At 68.8% G+C, this 18,015-nt stretch carries 20 protein-coding genes and 1 tRNA gene; 10 read left to right on the top strand and 11 right to left on the bottom strand.

What is annotated here, in order from left to right:
• Positions 1 to 16: 16 nt before the first annotated feature.
• The gene (locus tag AC1MFI_RS08610; protein WP_479820833.1) at positions 17 to 484 is read right to left on the bottom strand and encodes a Fur family transcriptional regulator; all 468 of its coding nucleotides are present in this window, start codon (positions 482 to 484) and stop codon (positions 17 to 19) included.
• 95 nt (positions 485 to 579) lie between these two features.
• Between AC1MFI_RS08610 and AC1MFI_RS08615 the strand changes: the two genes are divergently transcribed.
• The gene (locus AC1MFI_RS08615; protein WP_479820752.1) at positions 580 to 1,284 is read left to right on the top strand and encodes an esterase/lipase family protein; all 705 of its coding nucleotides are present in this window, start codon (positions 580 to 582) and stop codon (positions 1,282 to 1,284) included.
• Between the two features lie 34 nt (positions 1,285 to 1,318).
• On the opposite strand, the gene AC1MFI_RS08620 is transcribed toward AC1MFI_RS08615, so the two are convergent.
• Positions 1,319 to 2,014: an SDR family NAD(P)-dependent oxidoreductase gene (locus AC1MFI_RS08620; RefSeq protein ID WP_479820753.1), complete on the bottom strand. Its 696-nt coding sequence runs from the start codon at positions 2,012 to 2,014 to the stop codon at positions 1,319 to 1,321.
• Positions 2,015 to 2,131: 117 nt separating this feature from the next.
• On the opposite strand from AC1MFI_RS08620, the gene AC1MFI_RS08625 reads away from it, so the two are divergent.
• Both AC1MFI_RS08625 and htpX read left to right on the top strand, forming a co-directional pair.
• Entirely contained in the window at positions 2,132 to 3,418 is a 1,287-nt protein-coding gene (locus tag AC1MFI_RS08625; protein WP_479820754.1) for an MFS transporter, read from the top strand.
• Between the two features lie 116 nt (positions 3,419 to 3,534).
• Positions 3,535 to 4,413: a zinc metalloprotease HtpX gene (gene htpX, locus AC1MFI_RS08630; RefSeq protein WP_479820755.1), complete on the top strand. Its 879-nt coding sequence runs from the start codon at positions 3,535 to 3,537 to the stop codon at positions 4,411 to 4,413.
• Between the two features lie 70 nt (positions 4,414 to 4,483).
• Here htpX and AC1MFI_RS08635 read toward each other — a convergent pair whose 3' ends face one another.
• Positions 4,484 to 4,972 (bottom strand): YajQ family cyclic di-GMP-binding protein, encoded by a 489-nt coding sequence (locus AC1MFI_RS08635; protein ID WP_104051037.1) that lies wholly within the window; start codon positions 4,970 to 4,972, stop codon positions 4,484 to 4,486.
• Positions 4,973 to 5,136: 164 nt separating this feature from the next.
• On the opposite strand from AC1MFI_RS08635, the gene AC1MFI_RS08640 reads away from it, so the two are divergent.
• Together AC1MFI_RS08640 and AC1MFI_RS08645 are read left to right on the top strand one after the other, a co-directional pair.
• Positions 5,137 to 5,511: a hypothetical protein gene (locus AC1MFI_RS08640; protein ID WP_479820756.1), complete on the top strand. Its 375-nt coding sequence runs from the start codon at positions 5,137 to 5,139 to the stop codon at positions 5,509 to 5,511.
• 89 nt (positions 5,512 to 5,600) lie between these two features.
• Positions 5,601 to 5,682 (top strand) — tRNA-Tyr (locus tag AC1MFI_RS08645).
• A gap of 75 nt (positions 5,683 to 5,757) precedes the next feature.
• Here the strand turns inward: AC1MFI_RS08645 and AC1MFI_RS08650 are convergent.
• Entirely contained in the window at positions 5,758 to 7,863 is a 2,106-nt protein-coding gene (locus AC1MFI_RS08650; protein WP_479820757.1) for an acyltransferase family protein, read from the bottom strand.
• A 213-nt stretch (positions 7,864 to 8,076) separates the two neighbouring features.
• Here AC1MFI_RS08650 and AC1MFI_RS08655 point away from each other — a divergent pair, with 213 nt between their 5' ends.
• Positions 8,077 to 9,105, top strand: a complete 1,029-nt coding sequence (locus AC1MFI_RS08655; protein WP_479820758.1) for an acyltransferase family protein — start codon at positions 8,077 to 8,079, stop codon at positions 9,103 to 9,105.
• Here the strand turns inward: AC1MFI_RS08655 and AC1MFI_RS08660 are convergent.
• Positions 9,079 to 9,564 (bottom strand): DUF6314 family protein, encoded by a 486-nt coding sequence (locus AC1MFI_RS08660; protein ID WP_479816162.1) that lies wholly within the window; start codon positions 9,562 to 9,564, stop codon positions 9,079 to 9,081. The genes AC1MFI_RS08655 and AC1MFI_RS08660 overlap by 27 nt on opposite strands.
• 95 nt (positions 9,565 to 9,659) lie before the next feature.
• Between AC1MFI_RS08660 and AC1MFI_RS08665 the strand changes: the two genes are divergently transcribed.
• Positions 9,660 to 10,097 (top strand): MarR family winged helix-turn-helix transcriptional regulator, encoded by a 438-nt coding sequence (locus AC1MFI_RS08665; protein WP_479816164.1) that lies wholly within the window; start codon positions 9,660 to 9,662, stop codon positions 10,095 to 10,097.
• A 44-nt stretch (positions 10,098 to 10,141) separates the two neighbouring features.
• On the opposite strand, the gene AC1MFI_RS08670 is transcribed toward AC1MFI_RS08665, so the two are convergent.
• Positions 10,142 to 10,573 carry a DUF1810 domain-containing protein gene (locus tag AC1MFI_RS08670; RefSeq protein WP_479816166.1) on the bottom strand — a complete coding sequence of 144 codons (432 nt, stop codon included), beginning with the start codon at positions 10,571 to 10,573 and terminating at the stop codon, positions 10,142 to 10,144.
• Between the two features lie 89 nt (positions 10,574 to 10,662).
• On the opposite strand from AC1MFI_RS08670, the gene trxA reads away from it, so the two are divergent.
• Positions 10,663 to 11,046, top strand: coding sequence for a thioredoxin (gene trxA, locus AC1MFI_RS08675; RefSeq protein ID WP_479816168.1), 384 nt, complete (start codon positions 10,663 to 10,665; stop codon positions 11,044 to 11,046).
• 57 nt (positions 11,047 to 11,103) lie between these two features.
• Here trxA and AC1MFI_RS08680 read toward each other — a convergent pair whose 3' ends face one another.
• From AC1MFI_RS08680 to AC1MFI_RS08690, 3 genes are read right to left on the bottom strand one after another with little or no spacing between them, the layout of a single operon-like run.
• Positions 11,104 to 11,394 carry a putative quinol monooxygenase gene (locus tag AC1MFI_RS08680; RefSeq protein ID WP_400482395.1) on the bottom strand — a complete coding sequence of 97 codons (291 nt, stop codon included), beginning with the start codon at positions 11,392 to 11,394 and terminating at the stop codon, positions 11,104 to 11,106.
• Positions 11,395 to 11,442: 48 nt separating this feature from the next.
• A complete protein-coding gene (locus AC1MFI_RS08685; protein WP_479816171.1) occupies positions 11,443 to 12,414 on the bottom strand; it encodes a DNA-3-methyladenine glycosylase family protein in 972 nt (323 codons plus the stop codon).
• 36 nt (positions 12,415 to 12,450) lie between these two features.
• Positions 12,451 to 13,527 carry a tartrate dehydrogenase gene (locus tag AC1MFI_RS08690; protein ID WP_479816172.1) on the bottom strand — a complete coding sequence of 359 codons (1,077 nt, stop codon included), beginning with the start codon at positions 13,525 to 13,527 and terminating at the stop codon, positions 12,451 to 12,453.
• 190 nt (positions 13,528 to 13,717) lie between these two features.
• Between AC1MFI_RS08690 and AC1MFI_RS08695 the strand changes: the two genes are divergently transcribed.
• Together AC1MFI_RS08695 and AC1MFI_RS08700 are read left to right on the top strand one after the other, a co-directional pair.
• Positions 13,718 to 15,094, top strand: coding sequence for a cystathionine beta-synthase (locus AC1MFI_RS08695; protein WP_479816173.1), 1,377 nt, complete (start codon positions 13,718 to 13,720; stop codon positions 15,092 to 15,094).
• 27 nt (positions 15,095 to 15,121) lie between these two features.
• Positions 15,122 to 16,285, top strand: coding sequence for a cystathionine gamma-synthase (locus tag AC1MFI_RS08700; RefSeq protein WP_479816174.1), 1,164 nt, complete (start codon positions 15,122 to 15,124; stop codon positions 16,283 to 16,285).
• Positions 16,286 to 16,354: 69 nt separating this feature from the next.
• On the opposite strand, the gene AC1MFI_RS08705 is transcribed toward AC1MFI_RS08700, so the two are convergent.
• Both AC1MFI_RS08705 and AC1MFI_RS08710 read right to left on the bottom strand, forming a co-directional pair.
• The gene (locus tag AC1MFI_RS08705; protein WP_479816175.1) at positions 16,355 to 16,780 is read right to left on the bottom strand and encodes a hypothetical protein; all 426 of its coding nucleotides are present in this window, start codon (positions 16,778 to 16,780) and stop codon (positions 16,355 to 16,357) included.
• A gap of 6 nt (positions 16,781 to 16,786) precedes the next feature.
• Complete coding sequence (locus AC1MFI_RS08710; protein WP_479816176.1) at positions 16,787 to 17,986, bottom strand: amidohydrolase; 1,200 nt, start codon at positions 17,984 to 17,986, stop codon at positions 16,787 to 16,789.
• Between the last annotated feature and the right edge of the window lie 29 nt (positions 17,987 to 18,015).

The raw sequence follows: 18,015 nt of genomic DNA on the forward strand, positions 1-18,015 counted from the left end.
TCCTAGGGGTTGGGGATCAGTGGTGGCTCGGGACTGCCGGGCGGCAGTCGTCGCAGAGGCCCTGGTAGAGGACCTCGGCGATCTGGATGGTCATGCGCGAGGCGCCGGGGGACCACTCGGGGGTCAGGCAGGGCGCGTGCCCCACCGCGCAGTCGACGTCCTCGATCCGGCCGCAGCCGGTGCAGACGGCGTGGTGGTGGTTGTCGCCCACGCGGGTCTCGAAGCGGGCGGGGGAGTGCGGCGTCTCGATGCGCCGCAGCAGGCCGATGTCGGTGAGGTCGGCAAGGATCACGTAGACGGACTGCACCGTGATGTGGGGCAGTTCCGCGCGTACTGCGCTCGCGGCGTCGTCGGCCGTGGCGTGCGGCACCCGCTCGACGGCGGCGAGGACGGCGAGGCGCTGGCGCGTCACGCGGCGGTGGTGGGAGTGCAGGGCAGCGGACCACTGGACCTCGCGGGCCTCCGGTGTCTTGGCTGTCTGCATCATGGCCTCAGTCAACCAGTAAATCTGAATTAGTCATAATAAGGCCGCGCTAACTTGCGCCCCACGTGGTCCGCGCGGTGGGTACCGTGGAAAGGGTGAACCTTCTCGAGCGCGGCTGGGCCTGGCTGTTGGACTATGCGTACGTCGGCTTCTGGCAGGTGCAGGGCTTCCTCTTCCGAGAGGATCCGGGACAGTACCTGACTCCTGCGCCCGGAGCACCCGGCGGCAAGGCGCCCGTGCTGCTCATTCCCGGCATCTACGAGACGTGGCAGTTCATGCGGCCGATCGCCGCCGACCTGCACCGGGCGGGGCATCCGGTCCACGTGGTGCAGAAGCTCGGGTACAACCGGGGCACGGTGGCTGCCATGGCCCAGCTCGCCGCCGGGTACCTGGAAGAGCACGACCTCACCGACGTCGTCATCGTCGCGCACAGCAAGGGCGGCCTGATCGGCAAGTTCCTCATGACGATGTCCAGTGTCGCCCCACGCATCAGCCGCCTGGTGGCGATCAACACCCCCTTCTCGGGATCCGTCTACGCCAACTTCTTCCTCCTGCCGAGCATCCGCGCCTTCTCCCCCCACGACAGGACGCTGCAGGCCCTCCTTGCGAACCTCGAACTCAATTCCCGCATCACGTCCATCTACGGCCGGTTCGATCCGCATATCCCGGGCGGCAGCTTTGTAAAGGGCGCGCGCAACGTCCGGCTGGACACGATGGGCCATTTCCGTCCCATCGCGGATGCGCGCGTCCTGCGGGAGATCGGCCGGGCCATCGGGGCGGGCGAGCGTGACGCCGCCTGAGGGCGCCGCGCTCTGCCGCCGGCTGTGGACAGGCCTACACGGGTGCGGGCCCGCTGCGGTCCTGGAACGTGCCGGTCGGCCCGTCCGGTCCGAGGGTCGCCATCCTGACGATCGCGATGACGCCCTCCCCGATCGACTGCGTACCCTGGTTGCCGTTGAGGTCGGTGGCCGTGTAGCCCGGGTCGACGGCGTTCACGCGCATGCCGGCCAGCGCCCGGGAATACTGGAAGCTGAGCATTGTCACGGCGGCCTTCGTGGCCGAGTAGAGCAGCGGCGGCGTCGTCGATTCAACGCGGGCGGGGTCCAGGGCGATCGGGATGGAGCCGAGGCCGCTGGAGACGTTGACGATCACGGGATTCCCCGAGGCCTGCATGAGCGGCAGCATCGCGTTGGTGACCCGCACGAGGCTCGCAACGTTGGTGTCCAGGAGTTCGAGCGCGTCGGCGCCGGTGAAATCGGTCAATGGCTTGCGGGCGCCGCTGATCCCCGCATTGTTGATCAGGACATCGAGGGTGCCGGCCTGCTGCCGTACCGCTTCGGCCGCGCGCTGCACCGAGGCGTCGTCGGTCACGTCGATCAGCACGAAGGGTGTGCCCAGGGCCGCGGCGGCGGCCCGTCCGCGCTCCTCGTCGCGCGCTCCGAGATACACGGTGTGGCCGAGGCCGATGAGCTGGCGGGCGGTTTCGTAGCCGAGGCCCTTGTTGGCCCCGGTGATGAGTGTGTTTGTCATGTCCCCAGCTTGTCGCTTTCCCGTGCGTCCGTGCAGGGCGGGCTGATCCACGGACCGCCGGTCCTCCCCGGCCGGAGTCGTTGCTGGAGCGAATCAATGCGCGGCTAGACTTTCCCCGTGCCCAGACTCCTCGCCGACATCACCTCGTTGAAGGAGAGCCCGGCATTCCGCAGGCTCTACATCGGCACGGCGCTCTCGGCCGTCGGCACGCAGCTCACCATCGTGGCGGTGAGCCTCCAGATCTACTCCCTGACGCAGTCCACGTTCAGCGTCGGCCTGCTCAGCCTGTTCGCCCTCGTACCCCTGGTCGTCGCGGGCCTCTACGGCGGGGCGATCGCCGACGCCCAGGACCGTCGCACCGTCGCCCTCTACTCCGGCTTCGCGCTGTGGGGCACCACGACGGCCATCGCAGCACAGGCGTGGATGGGCGTCGACAGCGTCTGGCTGCTGTACATCCTGATCGCCATCCAGTCCGGGGCCGCGGGCATCAACCAGCCCACGAGGAGCTCGATCATCCCGCGCCTCGTCCGCCCGGAACTGCTGCCCGCCGCGAATGCGCTGAGCATGATCACCTTCGGTCTCGCGTTCACCGTCGGGCCCCTGCTGGCCGGGCTCCTGGTGGCGCAGGTCGGCTACGCCTGGACGTACACGGTCGACGTCGTCACCTTCACCTTCGCGCTGTGGGCGGTCTTCCGGCTTCCGCCCCTGCCTCCCGAGGGCCCTACCCGGCGGGCAGGCCTGGCCACGGTTCTCGAGGGGTTCCGATTCCTCGGTACACGGCCGAACATCCGCATGACCTTCGTCCTCGACCTCATCGCCATGATCACGTCCCAGCCGCGGGCGCTGCTGCCTGCGGTGGGCGCGGTACTCATCGGCGGGGGCGAGCTGACCGTCGGTCTCCTGCTCGCCTCGGCCGCATTCGGTTCTGTGCTGGCGGGACTGTTCTCCGGACCCCTCGGCCGGGTCCACAAGCACGGCCAGGCCGTGATCTGGTCGATCGTCGGGTGGGGTGCGTCCGTGGCGGGCTTCGGTCTCGTGGTCGTCATGGCGAGTTCGTCGTCCCTGCCGGCCCCCGGCGAGGGAGAACTGTCGGCGTGGGTGGTGCCCGCCGCGGCCTGCCTCGTCCTCGCGGGCATCGCGGACTCCGTCAGCAGCGTGTTCCGCAACACCATCCTCCAGTCCGCCACGCCCGACGCCATGCGCGGGCGGTTGCAGGGCGTGTTCATCGTGGTCGTGGCCGGTGGTCCGCGTCTCGGTGACATGGTGGCCGGCGGGCAGGCGGCCTGGCTGGGGGAGGGGTGGACCGCCGTCGTCGGAGGTGTCGCCTGCATCGTGCTGGTCCTCGCCGTCGCCCGTTGGCAGCCGCGCTTCGCCCAGTACGACTCCCGCCGTCCCGAGCCCTGACCTCGGTCCCTCCCAGCAATCGCGCAGCGCCTCGCCGTACGATGATCGGAACAGGCCGCTCCGCCCCTCCGTTGTATCGATGGGCTGCGAGGCCTCCGGATCGCAAGGAGTCAGACGTGCACAACCATTTCAACGGTGCCAAGACGGCGTTGTTGTTCGGTGCCCTCATGGGGATCTTCCTCGTGTTCGGCGCGGTGATCGCCGCGGCGACCGGCAGTTCGATGTTCATCTGGCTGTTCGCACTGCTCGGCGTCGGGTCCATCGCCTACAGCTACTGGAACAGCGACAAGATCGCGATCCGCAGCATGGGTGCCGTCGAGGTCACGGAGCAGCAGGCGCCGGCCATGTACCGGATCGTCCGGGAGCTCAGCTCGAGGGCCAACAAGCCGATGCCGAGGCTCTACGTCTCGCCGACCATGGCTCCGAACGCCTTCGCGACCGGCCGCAATCCCGAGAATTCCGCGGTGTGCTGCACCCAGGGAATCCTGCAGCTGCTCGACGAGCGCGAACTGCGCGGCGTCCTCGGGCATGAGCTCATGCACGTCTACAACCGCGACATCCTCACCGGTTCCATCGCGGCCGCCGTCGCAGGCGTCATCACCTCGGTGGCACAGATGTTCGCCTTCACCGGCATGATGGGCGGCAACCGGAACCAGGGCGGCAACGCCATCGGCGCGCTGCTGCTCGCCCTCCTCGCCCCGCTGGCCGCGGGCCTCGTCCAGACGGCCATCGGCCGCACCCGTGAGTACGACGCCGACGAGGACGGCGCCGTCCTGACGGCCGATCCGCTGGCACTCGCGTCCGCCCTCCGCAAGCTCGAGCGGGGGACGCAGCGCGCGCCGCTTCCCCAGGACCAGCGGCTCGTGAACACCTCGCACCTCATGATCGCCAATCCGTTCAAGGGCGGTGGCGTGGGCCGGCTCTTCGCCACCCACCCGCCGATGGACCAGCGCATCGCGCGCCTCGAGGGCATGGCGGGGCGCCCGCTCAACTGAACTGCCTCACGACGACGGCGGCCCCACCTTCCGCAGGTGGGGCCGCCGTCGTCTGTGCCTCGTGCTCGGGTCAGCGCATGTTCACGAACTGCAGGTCTGCCTCGTCGAAGTTCTTGAGCAGGGCCATGGTGGCCTGCAGGTCGTCGCGCGACTTGGAGCTGACACGCAGCTCGTCGCCCTGGATCTGCGACTTGACGCCCTTGGGCCCTTCGTCGCGGATCAGCTTGTTGATCTTCTTCGCGATGTCCTGGGCGATGCCCTCCTTGATGGAGGTCTCCAGGCGGAACTCCTTGCCGGAGGGGAACGGCTCGCCCGTGTCGAGGGACTTCAGGGAGATGCCGCGCTTGATCATCTTGGACTGCAGGACGTCGAGCACAGCCAGGACGCGCTCCTCCGAATTCGCCTTCATGAGGATCTTCTCGCCACTGAAGTCCACCTCGGCGCCGACTCCCTTGAAGTCGTAGCGCTGGGCGATCTCCTTCTGCGCCTGGTTCAGCGCGTTGGCGACCTCCTGCTTGTCCACTTTGCTTACGACGTCGAACGTGGATTCGCTCGCCACGATGCCTCCTAGGGGTGGTTGGGTTCTTGCCTTAAAGACTATCCGCAACGCCCGTGCGGCAGTGCGGAGTCCTTCGCAGCCGACGGTCAGGCAGCACCGGGGGCGCGCTCACGGTTCGATGGAACGGTGGGATGACCAGCAGATCCCGAGGAGAGAGACCCGACATGCCCGACCCACGACGTCGCTACCAGGTACGCCTCCGCACGGCTGTGGCGGGGTCCTTTCTCGCCGCCGCCACTGCGGCGTCGCTGACGGGGTTGACAGCGGCACCGGCACCGGCCGTACCGCTGCGGGTGATCACCACGAGCCCGGACAGCACGGACCACGAGGCCGGCGATTTCACGCTCGGGCTCGATTCGCCGTCGTCGGCCACCGTTGCTGCCCCCGTCGCCGCCACGACCGGGCCGGAGTCGTCGGAGGAACGCCTCGCGGGAGTGCGCGCCGACCTGGACCGCGCCGTGCTGCTGCACCTGGTCACGCCCGAGCAGGCGGACGGTTTCTACGCGCAGATCGAGCGTCGGGTGGCCGCAGGTCTGTAGGGCCCGGCCTCGATTCGTCACAGGGGCGGTTTGTCTGTAAAGTTGTCTTGCCCGCGCTTGCTGCGGGCGGTCTTCCTGTGAAGACGTTCGGCAGATTACCCGAGCGGCCAAAGGGGGCTGACTGTAAATCAGCTGGCAACGCCTACGGGGGTTCGAATCCCTCATCTGCCACAGCAAGGAGAGGCCGGTACTACCGTTGGGAACAGCGGAAGTACCGGCCTCTTGTGTTCGAGCCGGCCGAGCTGGTCATCGCGCGGGGACCAGGGCCTCGAGCGGTTCGGCAAGACGGCCCGCGAGTGATGTCACGTACGTCGCGGTCAGGTGGTCGCTGTCGCGGTACACGAGCACGTCTCCGATGACCGGAGGGCACTGCTCCGCGGGGCAGATGAAGTCGTTGAGGTCGATCGCGGTGGTCCCGGGGAGGGATTCCGCCGCCAGCAGCTGGGCCAGGCCCTTGTCGTCGGCCGCGACCCGGCGCGGCACCGAGCATTCGGCCAGGGCCTCGAGGTTCATCGCGACGCACTCCGGGATATTGATCCCCGGGGCGGGGGTGTCCCTGATGACGACGACGGGAATCCCGCGCTGCGTGAAGGTGCTCCAGGATCGCCGGAAGGCTTCCGCCATGGCGACGACGTCATCGTCCGCCCCGGAGACCCCGGCGGCCATCGTGTAGCTGCTGGTGATGACCATGCCGAGCTGCCTGTCGTCTCCCAGCAGCTCCTGCATCCGGGCGTTCCAGTCCATGCAGGTCGTGTACAGCCTGCCTTTCCGCTCCAGCTCCCCGGTCGCGAAGGGGCAGGCGTCGTGGATGTATGCCGTGAGTCTCCAGCCACGATCCCGGGCTATGCGGTCGAGGGCCGGGATCCACTGCTTCGCGTGCGAGTCGCCCACCAGGGCCACGTGACGGTCCGAATCCGCGTCTCCGTACTCGCAGGACGTGATCCGGATCTCGCTGATCCTCGCCGAGTCGCAGGTCGGGAAGTCCTTCGCTGCGACGACGGGCATCGGCGTCACCACGTCCGCGGTTCCCTGCGGTTCGTGCCTCGACGTCCGAGGCGCCGCCGGCAGGGTCATCGCCCCGTGGAGGCCCGACCCCGCCCGATGGCGGGCGGACTCCGCCTCCTCGACCTCCACGCGGACCGCGTGGACGAGCAGGCTGCCCGCGATGCCTCCGACCACCATGAGGACCACGCCGGCATGGATGCCGCGACGGGCGGCACCACCGACGGCCCGCCATCCGGTGAACGGCTGCTCGACGAACCGGTGGGTGAGGTATGCGAGGCCGAGGGAGAGCCCGATGATGGCGATGCTCACCTCGTGGCCCGGTTCGCCGAGACGCGCCGTCGCGAGGATGATCAGCGGCCAGTGCCAGAGGTACAGGGAATAGGAGATGTCTCCGAGAAAGGCCATGGGCCGGGTGCCGAGCACGAGCTCGGGTCCGAGCGCCGCCCGTCGCACGCCCGACGCGATGACGAGGGCGGAAGAGACGGAGGGGATCAGGGCAGCCGCTCCGGGGTAGGGGACCGAGCCGTCGATGAAGACCACCGAGCCGAGGATGCCGGCCAGCCCGGCCCAGCCCGTAATCGTCGCGACCCCGTTGGGTACTTTCTCGAGCTGCGCGACGGTCACGGCGACAAGCGCGCCGAGCGCGAGCTGCCAGAACCGCGTGGTCGAGGCGAAGTAGGCGGGCCCGGGCTCTGCCGCCGTGTAGTGGATGGACCAGGCCAGCGAAGGCAGGAGCACCAGGGCGAGCGCGAAGACCAGCAGTCGGCACAGCCCGGCGCCGGCGATGGGCCCAGGATGGTGCTTCTTCCTCGTCAGGAGCCCGCCGGCGGCGATGAGCAGCAGGGGCCACGCCAGATAGAACTGCTCCTCCACACCGAGCGACCAGTAGTGCTGGAGAGGGCTGGGAGCGGCATCGCTCGTGAGGTAGTCCACCGAGTCCTCGGCCAGCCGCCAGTTCTGCACGTAGAAAGCCGATGCGATGGTGTCCCGACCGATGGAAGCCCAGCGCGTGACGGGCAGGAACGCGGCAGTCAGCGCCGCGGTGGCGACGAGGACGAGAGTCGCGGCGGGCAGCAGACGCCTGGCCCTGCGGGCATAGAAACCGGTCAGCGAAATACGTCCGGTATCGATGAGCTGCCTGAGCAGGAGCCCGGTGATCAGGAACCCGGAGATGACGAAGAAGACATCGACGCCTACGAACCCTCCCGGCACGAAGGGCACCTCGAGGTGGTACAGCAGCACCGCGATCACCGCCACCGCCCTCAGACCCTGGATGTCCGGGCGGAAGGACGACGTCCTCGCGACGTCCTTCGTGCGCGTGGCCGGGCTGAGCAGATCACCGGCCAAGGGGACCTCCTGAAGGGACTGTGCGAGTTCCGGACGTTGGTCCCAGCGTAAGTGCCGCGACGTGGCCGTACCGGTCTTGTATCCGGCAGCCTGATCTGATCGGGAAGGCGACCGGGTGCATCCCGGCAGGTTCTACCACCTCAGGCGCGGATCGCCCCAGGAGGGCCATCCTCCTGGGGTCCTCCAACGAACCTCCCACACGCATGCATACGGTTGAGATCGACGACGGGGGAGGCCACGATCAGCACGACCACGGGTACACGCATCGGCTGGCTGGACAGCCTGCGCGGCGTCGCCATCCTCCTCGTCGTGGTGCTGCACGCAGGGGAGTCCCTCCGGCTCGCGGGTGCAGCCATTGCCGGTGTCGACGGGTTCAACCACTTCCTCGAGCCCTTCCGGATGCCCGTCCTGATGTTCCTCTCGGGCATCCTCCTCCCGCGATCGGTGGCCAAGACCGGGCGGGAGTATTTTGCCGGCAAGGTCTCCATGGTGGCGTGGCCCTACGTTGTATGGTCGCTGATCATCCTGGCGGCGAGCGGCGACCTCCGCCCGGGCGGTGTCCTGCAGGTCTTCTACCTCGCCCCGACCTACCTCTGGTACCTCTGGTTCATCCTCGTCTTCTACGCGCTCGCCTACCCGCTGCGGCGCATCCCGCCACTGATCGCCTCGGCCACGGGGCTCGTGGCCTCGCTTGTGCTGCCCGACGGCAGCCGCCCCGGGATGATGGCCTTCCTCGCCGCCTTCTTCTTCCTCGGAGCCTGGTGTGCCCGGCACCCCCGCTCCGTGGAACACGCTCTCGCACGGCGGTGGGTGCCGGCCGCGGGGGCCGTGTCGGCCGTGGCCGTGGGCGTTCTCAACGTCCTCGACCACGTCGTCCTGTACCGCGCGGAGTATGCCTGGGGGGTCCTCGGCGGTCTCGTCGTCGTGTGCTGGGCATTCCCGAGGCTCGGCAGCAATCGGGTGACGGCTGCCCTCGAGTTCGTGGGGCGCTACTCGATCGTCTTCTACGTGGCCCATCTCGGACCGATCATGATCACCCTTGCCCTGGCCGACGCCGCGGGCCTCGTGGGGGAGTGGTTCCTGTTCCCGCTGCTGCTCGTGGTCGCCGTCGGAGCCCCGCTCGGACTCGCCTGGATGTACTCCACGAGGGAGCATCTCTCGGTCAACCTGCTGTTCGAACTGCCGGCGCTGAAGCAGCGACCACGCGAGCGCGCGTCACACCTCCGCCGGGCGGGGGCCTGACCCGCCCCTTCGGTCCTCCCGCAAGAGCGTCGTCGTGAGCAGGAGGTCCTTCGCCGGTCCCGTGACGTCCCAGGAGTACTCGACGGTGCCGGGAGACGTGATCCGGAAGTCCACGAGGTAGGTGTCCGGCGTGCACGCGTGCTCATCCCGCGCCGCCCCGGAGCGGAGGTCGAGGCGGCAGAGCAGCCGGCCGTCGGGGAAACGGACCTCGAGGGCCGCATGCCCGGCCGCGACCCTGTAGGAGCGGGAGGCCGGCCCCTGGAAGGTGGGCCAGGACACCGTGCCCTCCTCGTCCCAGCGGAGACCGCCGTCGTCGGGCGTGAAGGTCGTGGTCCCGGAGAAGGTTCCCCGTAGGCCGGTGGAGCGGTCGAGCAATCCTCGCTGCGTGGACCACCTCCCGGTGAGGAACGCGAGCGGATCCTCGACGGAGATGGTGGCCCGTGGCGCGGCGTCCTGCATTCTTTCCCCCTGACGTGTCCTCCGGATCACGCTAGCGCCGTCAGGGGGGCTGCGCATCTTGCCGGAGAGCGCAAGAAATGTTAGGCTACCTAACTATGAGTCCCACTTCGGATCCGCGCCTGCTGGAACTCGCGCAGTCCTTCCGCACGACCCTGCGCCACGCCGTCTACCTGAGCCGGTCCATGGACGGTGACGGGGAACTGACCACCATGCAGATGAGCACCCTGAGCATGGCTGCCGAGGAACCACTCCGGGTGAGCAGGGTGGCCGCGAACCTCGGTATCCGGGTGCCCTCCGCCACCGAGCAGATCATCAAGCTGGAGCAGGCGGGCCTCGTCAGCCGCGGGCCGGATCCGACCGACTCCCGTGCGGTCCTCGTCCAGCTGACGGACAAGGGCCGTGCGGCGTGGGAGGATGCCGGCCGGCGCCGCAACCAGCGCGTCGCCGCGCTGCTCGAGCATCTCGACGAGGACGACCGCACCACCCTTGCCGCAGCCCTGCCGATCATCGGAAGACTGAACCACACCGCGTAGGGACGGCCGCCCGACCATTGGGGAGGAACCAGGGCACGACGGCGTCATCCCGCGATGATCGACATCGTCGCCTCGTCCTCCGCTCCCGTGTAGTACCGATCCAGCACAGCCTTGAACCACGGCTCCTGGGGGCCGGCCCGGTTGAACAGCGTCATGGAGGACTGCAGCTTGCGGGCATCGATCCCGCCGAGTACCTCGACCGGATCGTCGCCCTGCAGGTTGAGGAGGGCATGGACACTCTCCAGCAGGCGGGGTCCCAGCACCGGATGCGCAAGGTATGCCTGCGCCTCGTCGAGTGACGTCAGGGCGTAGCGCACCGAGGTCGGGCTGCTGCCGAGTCCTGCGATCTGCGGAAAGACGAACCAGATCCAGTGCCCGGTCTTGCGCCCACGCCGCAGTTCGTCGAGGGCCTGCGTGTACGTGCCATGGGCGTCCTGGGCCTCGACGAACCTCGCCAGGTCATAGGGGTCGTTCACGCGTACCTCCGTACGTCGACGTGCTCAAGGATTCTTCATCGGTAGCGAACAGGCCTGACAGGCCCGAGGGTGGTCGCTAGCGTTAAGGGATGTCGACAATCAATATCACTGAGGCAAGCTTCCCGGAAACCATCGAGGGCAACGACATCGTGTTCGTTGACTTCTGGGCCGACTGGTGCGGGCCGTGCAAGCAGTTCGCGCCGGTGTACGAGGCCGTCTCGCAGCAGCACGAGGACGTCACCTTCGCGAAGGTCGACACCGAGGCGGAGCAGTCGCTGGCCGCTGCAGCAGGAATCACCTCCATCCCGACGCTCATGGCGTTCCGGGACAAGGTTCTCGTCTTCTCCCAGCCCGGTGCGCTCAACGCGACGCAGTTCGGCGAGCTGGTCGAGGCTGTCAAGGGCCTGGACATGAAGGCGGTGCACGAGCAGATCGCGCAGCAGCAGGCCCAGGGCGCCCCCGGCGCCGAGTAGGACCGCAGGCGCCAAGGAGCCCCGCACTCACCGAGTGCGGGGCTCCTTCGCGTCCTGCTAGGCCGCCTGGTCCGAGCGGACGACCTCCGCCGGCCTGGCGAGCAGTGCGCTCAGCGATTCGCCGAGGTCCTGTACGGCCGGCCCGCGCAGGTGGGTGTCGAGCAACTCGGTGGACTCCCACTGCTCGGTGAGGACGATCCTGTCCTCCTGGGCGTCGGTGATCTCGTACCGGATGCACCCGGGCTCCTGCACGACCTGTTCGATGGCGATGTCCAGGGCGAGTTTCACGCGGAAGAACTCTCCGTCGAGCGGGGTGAATACTGCGGTGACGTCTACGGTTTGGCTCATCCTCCAACCCTAGCGGCGGCCCGCCCGTCCTCCGCATTCCTGCGTCCCCTAGCGCCGGCGGTGGTCCTCGGGGGAGAGCCGGGGCCCGAAGGTCGGCTTGCGGAATCCGCTGGAGTAGAGGGACCGGACCACCCGCTGCCGCTGGCCCTTCCACGGTTCGAGGAGCTCGATCATCCCGGCGTCGTCCGTGCGCCGTCCCGTCAACGCCGCGCCGACGTAGGCCGCGAGGTGGTAGTCGCCCACCGAGATGGAGTCGGGGCAGCCATGCGTCCGCTGCACCACTTCCGCCGCCGTCCATACGCCGATGCCGGGTACGGACCGCAAACCCGCATGGACGGCTGCGCCCCGGAGGGATGCGAGGCGTTCCAGGCCGGTCGCCACGAGTGCCGCTTTGAGGACGGTCGCCGAGCGCTTCGAATCGACGCCGGCCCTGTGCCAGTCCCAGGAGGGGATGCGGCGCCACTGCTCGGCGGTCGGGGGGAGGCGGAGCCCGGCGGGAGCGACGTTCCCGGCACCGGGAGCGGGATCCCCGTAGCGGGTCAGCAGGTAGCGCCAGGCGCGCTTGGCCTCGATGCCGGTGACCTTCTGTTCGAGGATCGCCCGGGCCACGGTGTCGAGCATGCGGCCGCAGGCGGGCAGGCGCAGCCCCGGATCGAGGTACCTGCCCTTGCGGGCGAGCTCGGGAAGCGTTGCACGGAATTCCGCGTGGTCGAAGGCGCTCCAGTCGTCGTCCGTGCCGAGGAGGCGGGGAACGGACTCGAGGGCCCGGGCCGCGCCGGGCCCCCAGGCGGTTGCCTGGATGCGGCTGTCATTGAGCGAGCCGTGCTGCCGCAGGGCCAGGGTGGCCGGTCCGTCCGCGGTCCGGAACGCGAGCCAGGAGTCCGGTCCCTGCACGATGAAGGCGGGGTCGTGCGCCCCGCACTGGAGGGTGCCGACCGTCCCGGCCAGGTTGTACGGGCCGCCGGGTATCCACTCCGTGGCCTCCGCACCCGGAGGCACGACGGCTGGGACGATGGTCATGCATCCATGGTGTCACGGCCGGCCGACCGGGCCCGCTCAACCCGCGACGGCGTCCGCGATCGTCGTGCCGAGCGACGCCGTCGTCCCCGTTCCGCCCAGATCCCGCGTCAGGGAATCGCCTCCGGAGGCGAGCACCGCTTCGATGGCGGAGAGGATCCCGGCGGCGGCCTCCGGTTCGCCGAGGTGCTCGAGCATCATCGAGGCACTCCAGATCTGTCCCACCGGGTTCGCGATCCCCTTGCCGGCGATGTCGGGGGCGGACCCGTGGACGGGCTCGAAGAGGCTGGGGAAGGTGCGGTCCGGGTTGATGTTGCCGCTGGGCGCCACGCCGATGGTCCCGGTGCAGGCCGGACCGAGGTCGGAGAGGATGTCGCCGAAGAGGTTGCTGGCCACGACGACGTCGAACCAGTCCGGGTGGAGCACGAAGTTCGCGCAGAGGATGTCGATATGGAACTTGTCCACGCGGACGTCGCCGTAGTGCGCCGCCATCGCCTCCACGCGCTCGTCCCAGTAAGGCATGGTGATCGAGATGCCGTTGCTCTTCGTCGCCGAGGTGAGGTGCTTCGCGCCCCGCTTCCGTGCGAGCTCGAAGGCGTAGCGGAGGATGCGGTCCACCCCGGTGCGCGTCATCACCGTGTCCTGGATGACGGTCTCCCGGTCGGTGCCCTCGAACATCCTGCCGCCCACGCTGGAGTACTCGCCCTCCGTGTTCTCCCGGACCACGTAGAAGTCGACGTCGCCGGGCTCGCGCCCCGCCAGGGGGCTCGTGATGCCCGGCAGCAACCGCACCGGGCGCAGGTTCACGTACTGGTCGAAGTGGCGCCGGAACTGCAGCAGGCTGCCCCAGAGGGACACGTGGTCCGGGACGACGTCGGGCCAGCCGACGGCCCCGAAGAAGATCGCATCGAAGGTGCGCAGTTCCTCGAACCAGCCGTCGGGGAGCATCTGCCCGTGCTCCTGGTAGTACTCGGCGCTGGCGTAGCCGAACTCGACGGCGTCCACCGTGAACCCGTACCTGTCCGCTGCCGCCCGGAGCGAGCGCAGCCCCTCCGGCATGACCTCCTTGCCGATGCCATCCCCCGCGATGACCGCGATCCTGTAGGTGTTCGTCATGGCTGCTGCTCCCTCTCGACAGGTGGCTCTCCTGTCCAGCCTAGGCTCGGCTGCCGGTCAGCCACAGCACGACGACGGCGCCCGACGCCCGTCGCGCGCAGGGCCACGACGATGCACCACAACCGCCGGGCACGTCCCCGGACGTAACGGCGGCGCGGAGGTAGGGCGGCCAGCCGGTAGCTTTGTAGTCATGAAGTACGCAGACTCCATCGTCGACCTGATCGGCAACACCCCGCTGGTCAAGCTCAACTCCGTCACCGACGGCATCAAGGCCACCGTCCTCGCGAAGGTCGAGTACCTCAACCCGGGCGGGTCGGTGAAGGACCGCATCGCTGCGAAGATCCTCGACGCAGCCGAGGCCGAGGGCAAGATCAAGCCCGGTGGCACCATCGTCGAACCGACCTCCGGCAACACCGGCGTCGGCCTCGCCCTCGTCGCCCAGCAGCGCGGCTACAAGTGCGTCTTCGTGGTGCCGGACAAGGTGGGTGAGGACAAGCGCAACGTGCTCAAGGCGTACGGTGCGGAGGTCGTCGTCACGCCCACCGCCGTCGCCCCGGACAGCCCGCAGTCCTACTACGGCGTGTCCGACCGCCTCGTCCGCGAGATCCCCGGCGCCTACAAGCCCGACCAGTTCTCCAACCAGAACGGACCGCTCAGCCACTACGAGACCACCGGTCCCGAGATCTGGAACGACACCGACGGCAGGCTGACGCACTTCGTCACCGGCGTCGGCACGGGCGGCACCATCACGGGTACGGGTCGCTACCTGAAGGAGGTCTCGGCGGACCGCGAGGGCGGACCCGTGCGGATCATCGGTGCCGATCCCGACGGTTCCATCTACTCCGGGGGCACCGGCCGCCCCTACTTCGTCGAAGGTGTCGGCGAGGACATGTGGCCCGAGTCCTACGATCCCTCCATCCCGGACGAGATCCACGCCGTCACCGACGCCGAGAGCTTCGAGATGACCCGGCGCCTCGCCCGCGAGGAGGGCCTGCTGGTCGGCGGCTCCTGCGGCATGGCCGTCGTCGCGGCCCTGCGCGTGGCCAGGGACCTGACCGAGGACGACGTCGTCGTCGTCCTCCTCCCCGACGGCGGCCGGGGCTACCTCGGGAAGATCTTCAACGACGACTGGATGAAGTCCTACGGCTTCATGGACAGCGGTGACGACGCCAGCGTCGGCGAGGTGCTGCGCGCCAAGAGCGGCTCCATCCCGGATCTCGTGCACACCCATCCCACCGAGACGGTGCGCGACGTCATCTCGATCCTGGACGAGTACGGCGTCTCCAGCATCCCGGTGCTGTCGCAGGAGCCACCCGTGAAGATGGGCGAGGTGCTGGGGTCGGTCGACGAGCGCTCCCTGACCGCCAAGATCTTCCACGGCGAGGCGAAGCTGACGGACCGGATCTCCCAGCACATGGACGCGAGGCTTCCCCTCATCGGCTCGCTCGAGTCCATCGGGACGGCGCGGGAGCGGCTCCAGGACAGCGACACGCTGATGGTGACGTTCGTCGGGTCGCCCGTGGGAATTCTCACGCGCCACGACTTGCTGACATACATGAGCAAGTAACAACCCCACCCGCATCTCAGGAGCATCGTGACGCACTCGAACGCCCAGGGTTTCAATACCCGAGCCGTCCACGCAGGCCAGACCCCCGATCCCACGACCGGAGCGGTGATCCCGCCGCTGTACCAGACCACCACCTTCGCGCAGGACGGCATCGGCAAGCTGCGCAACGGCTACGAATACGGGCGCGGCACCAACCCCACCCGCGATTCCCTGCAGGTCCAGATCGCGGCGCTCGAAGGCGGGAAGCACGCCTTCAGCTTCTCGTCCGGTCTCGCCGCCGAGGACGCGCTCATCCGGGCAGCCCTCCGTCCGGGCGACCACATCGTGCTCGGCAACGACGCCTACGGCGGTACCTACCGCCTGATCGACCGCGTGCTGTCCCAGTGGGGCATCACGAACACCGCCGTCGACATGGCCGATGCCGACGCCGTGCGGGCCGCCATCGCCGCGAACAACACGAAGATGGTCTGGGTCGAGACGCCGTCGAACCCGATGATGAAGATCACCGACATCGCTGCGACTGCCCAGCTCGCGCACGAGGCCGGCGCCCTGCTCGTCGTCGACAACACGTTCGCGTCGCCGTACCTGCAGCAGCCGCTCACCTTCGGTGCCGACGTCGTCGTGCACTCGACCACCAAGTACATCGGCGGACACTCCGACGCCAGCGGCGGCGCGGTCGTGGTGGACGACGACGAGCTCGCCGAGAAGGTCGGCTTCGTGCAGTTCGCCGTGGGCGCCGTGTCCGCGCCGATGGAAGCCTGGCTCACGACGCGCGGGCTCAAGACCCTCGGCGTCCGGATGGACCGGCATTCCTCGAACGCGATGACGATCGCGCAGTGGCTGCAGGAGCAGGACGAGGTGGAGCGCGTGTACTACCCGGGCCTCCCGGAGCACCCGGGCCACGACCTCGCGGCAGCCCAGATGAAGGACTTCGGCGGCATGATCTCCGTGACCTTCAAGGGCGGGGCGGAGGCTGCGAGGAAGGTGGCCGAGTCCACGCACGTCTTCCTGCTCGCCGAGTCCCTCGGCGGCATCGAGTCCCTCATGAACTACCCGTCCGACATGACGCACGCCTCCGTCAAGGGCACCGAGCTCGCCGTCCCCGAGAACCTGATCCGGCTGTCCGTCGGCATCGAGGACATCGAGGACCTGATCGGCGACCTCGAGCAGGCCATCGCCGCGCTGCGCTAGCCCTGCTCCACCGGAGGGCCCTCCGCAGGGAGGGGCCTTCCGCGTGTCCGGAGGCGCCGGCAGGCCCCGCTAGCGGGAACCCGGCAGCCGGAAGCGCTTCTTCGCCTTCGGCTGGGTCAGCTGGAAGTAGTCGCTGCTCTGCGGAAGCCACATCAGCAGCACCGCGACCAGCATGGCCCCGGCGATCAGGGACAGGCCCGGCGTCCCGCGCACGAGGATGGGCACCCCGACGATGATGCCGATGGTGCTCAGCAGTTCCCGCGCACCCCTCCTGCCCCGGCGCAGCGGAAGCAGGAGGACCACTTGCAGGATGGCGAGTGCCCCGAAGAGCGCCCCGAGCCCGATGAAGCCTGCCCGGTCCAGGTCCTGCATCGCGGCCGACGTGATGAAGGTGCCCGCCGCGATCAGCAGCAGCACCGCGATCACGAGCCACAGGACGATCGCCGCGCGCAGCGTGAAGGGCCGCGGCGGCAGTGCGTTCGTACGGGGACCCAAGGCCGCCTATCCTCGCGGGGCGACGGTACCGGTGGAGGTTTCGGTGTCGTAGGAGTAGACCTCCGTGCCGCCGATCCACACCTGCAGGGCCCGCTGCATGACGTCGAGCGGGTCGCCGCTCCACAGCACCAGGTCCGCATCCTTGTCGACAGCGAGCGAGCCGAGGCGGTCCGCCAGGCCGAGGACCCTCGCCGGGTTGATCGTGATGGAGCGCAGCGCGGTCTCCCGGTCGAGCCCCTCCTTGATCGCCAGCGTCGCCTGGTGCACCAGGAAGTTGATCGGGATCACGGGGTGGTCGGTGATGATCGAGATCTCGACGCCGGCCTTCGCGAGCTTGCCCGGGTTGGCGATCGAGCGGCCGCGCAGTTCCACCTTCGACTTCGTGGTGAACAACGGTCCGATCAGCACCGGCGTGCCGCGTTCGGCCAGCACGTCGCCGAGCAGGTGCGCCTCGGTGCCGTGGTCCAGCACGAGGTCGTACCCGAACTCGTCGGCGATGCGGATGGCGGTCGCGATGTCGTCCGCCCGGTGCGCGTGCTGGCGCCACGGGATCTCGCGGCGCAGCACCATGGCAAGAGCCTCGAGGTGCGGGTCACGCGCGTTCTCGTCGGCCTTGCCCATGTAGTTCTGCGCCTTCATGAACGCCTCGCGGATGACGAGGGCGGTGCCCAGGCGGGTGGACGGCGTCTTGTCCTTGCCGCCGTACACGCGCTTGGGGTTCTCGCCGAGCGCCGACTTCAGTCCGCTGGGGGAGCGCAGCACCATCTCCTCGAGGTAGCGGCCGTGCGTGTGGATCGCGACGGCGAGCCCGCCGATCGGGTTCCCGGAGCCGGGGTTGACGTTCACGGTGGTCACGCCGCCCGCGAGGGCATCGTCGAACCCGGGGTCGTAGGGGTTGACGGCGTCGATCGCCCGGACGCCTGCGGTGTTCGGATTGGTCATCTCGTTCGTGTCGTCACCGGCAGCACCCTCGCCCTCCTCGTGCGTGCCGAGGTGCACATGGGCGTCGACGAAGCCGGGCAGCAGCCACTTGCCGTCGGCGTCGATCACCGTGGCACCCTCGGGCACCGCCACGGAGGCGCCGAGGGCCGTGATGCGGCCGTCCTCGATGACCAGGGTGCCGTGGAAGGGCTCGCCGTCGATCGGGACGACATGGGCGTTGGTGATGGCGGTGGCGGGAGGGGTGTTTCCGCTGGGGGAGGGCATCGGTGCATCGGCCTTTCGCAAGGGGACGG

The sequence above is a fragment of the Arthrobacter sp. BC5 genome (genome assembly GCF_056680255.1).

Bases quoted from the DNA above. Each gene is read 5' to 3' on its own strand.
- AC1MFI_RS08620 (WP_479820753.1), bottom strand. From the start codon at position 2,014: ATGACAAACACACTCATCACCGGGGCCAACAAGGGCCTCGGCTACGAA.
- AC1MFI_RS08685 (WP_479816171.1), bottom strand. From the start codon at position 12,414: ATGACCATCGTCCCAGCCGTCGTGCCTCCGGGTGCGGAGGCCACGGAG.
- AC1MFI_RS08695 (WP_479816173.1), top strand. From the start codon at position 13,718: ATGAAGTACGCAGACTCCATCGTCGACCTGATCGGCAACACCCCGCTG.
- AC1MFI_RS08640 (WP_479820756.1), top strand. From the start codon at position 5,137: ATGCCCGACCCACGACGTCGCTACCAGGTACGCCTCCGCACGGCTGTG.
- AC1MFI_RS08665 (WP_479816164.1), top strand. From the start codon at position 9,660: ATGAGTCCCACTTCGGATCCGCGCCTGCTGGAACTCGCGCAGTCCTTC.
- AC1MFI_RS08710 (WP_479816176.1), bottom strand. From the start codon at position 17,986: ATGCCCTCCCCCAGCGGAAACACCCCTCCCGCCACCGCCATCACCAAC.
- AC1MFI_RS08680 (WP_400482395.1), bottom strand. From the start codon at position 11,394: ATGAGCCAAACCGTAGACGTCACCGCAGTATTCACCCCGCTCGACGGA.
- AC1MFI_RS08610 (WP_479820833.1), bottom strand. From the start codon at position 484: ATGCAGACAGCCAAGACACCGGAGGCCCGCGAGGTCCAGTGGTCCGCT.
- AC1MFI_RS08660 (WP_479816162.1), bottom strand. From the start codon at position 9,564: ATGCAGGACGCCGCGCCACGGGCCACCATCTCCGTCGAGGATCCGCTC.
- trxA (WP_479816168.1), top strand. From the start codon at position 10,663: ATGTCGACAATCAATATCACTGAGGCAAGCTTCCCGGAAACCATCGAG.
- AC1MFI_RS08690 (WP_479816172.1), bottom strand. From the start codon at position 13,527: ATGACGAACACCTACAGGATCGCGGTCATCGCGGGGGATGGCATCGGC.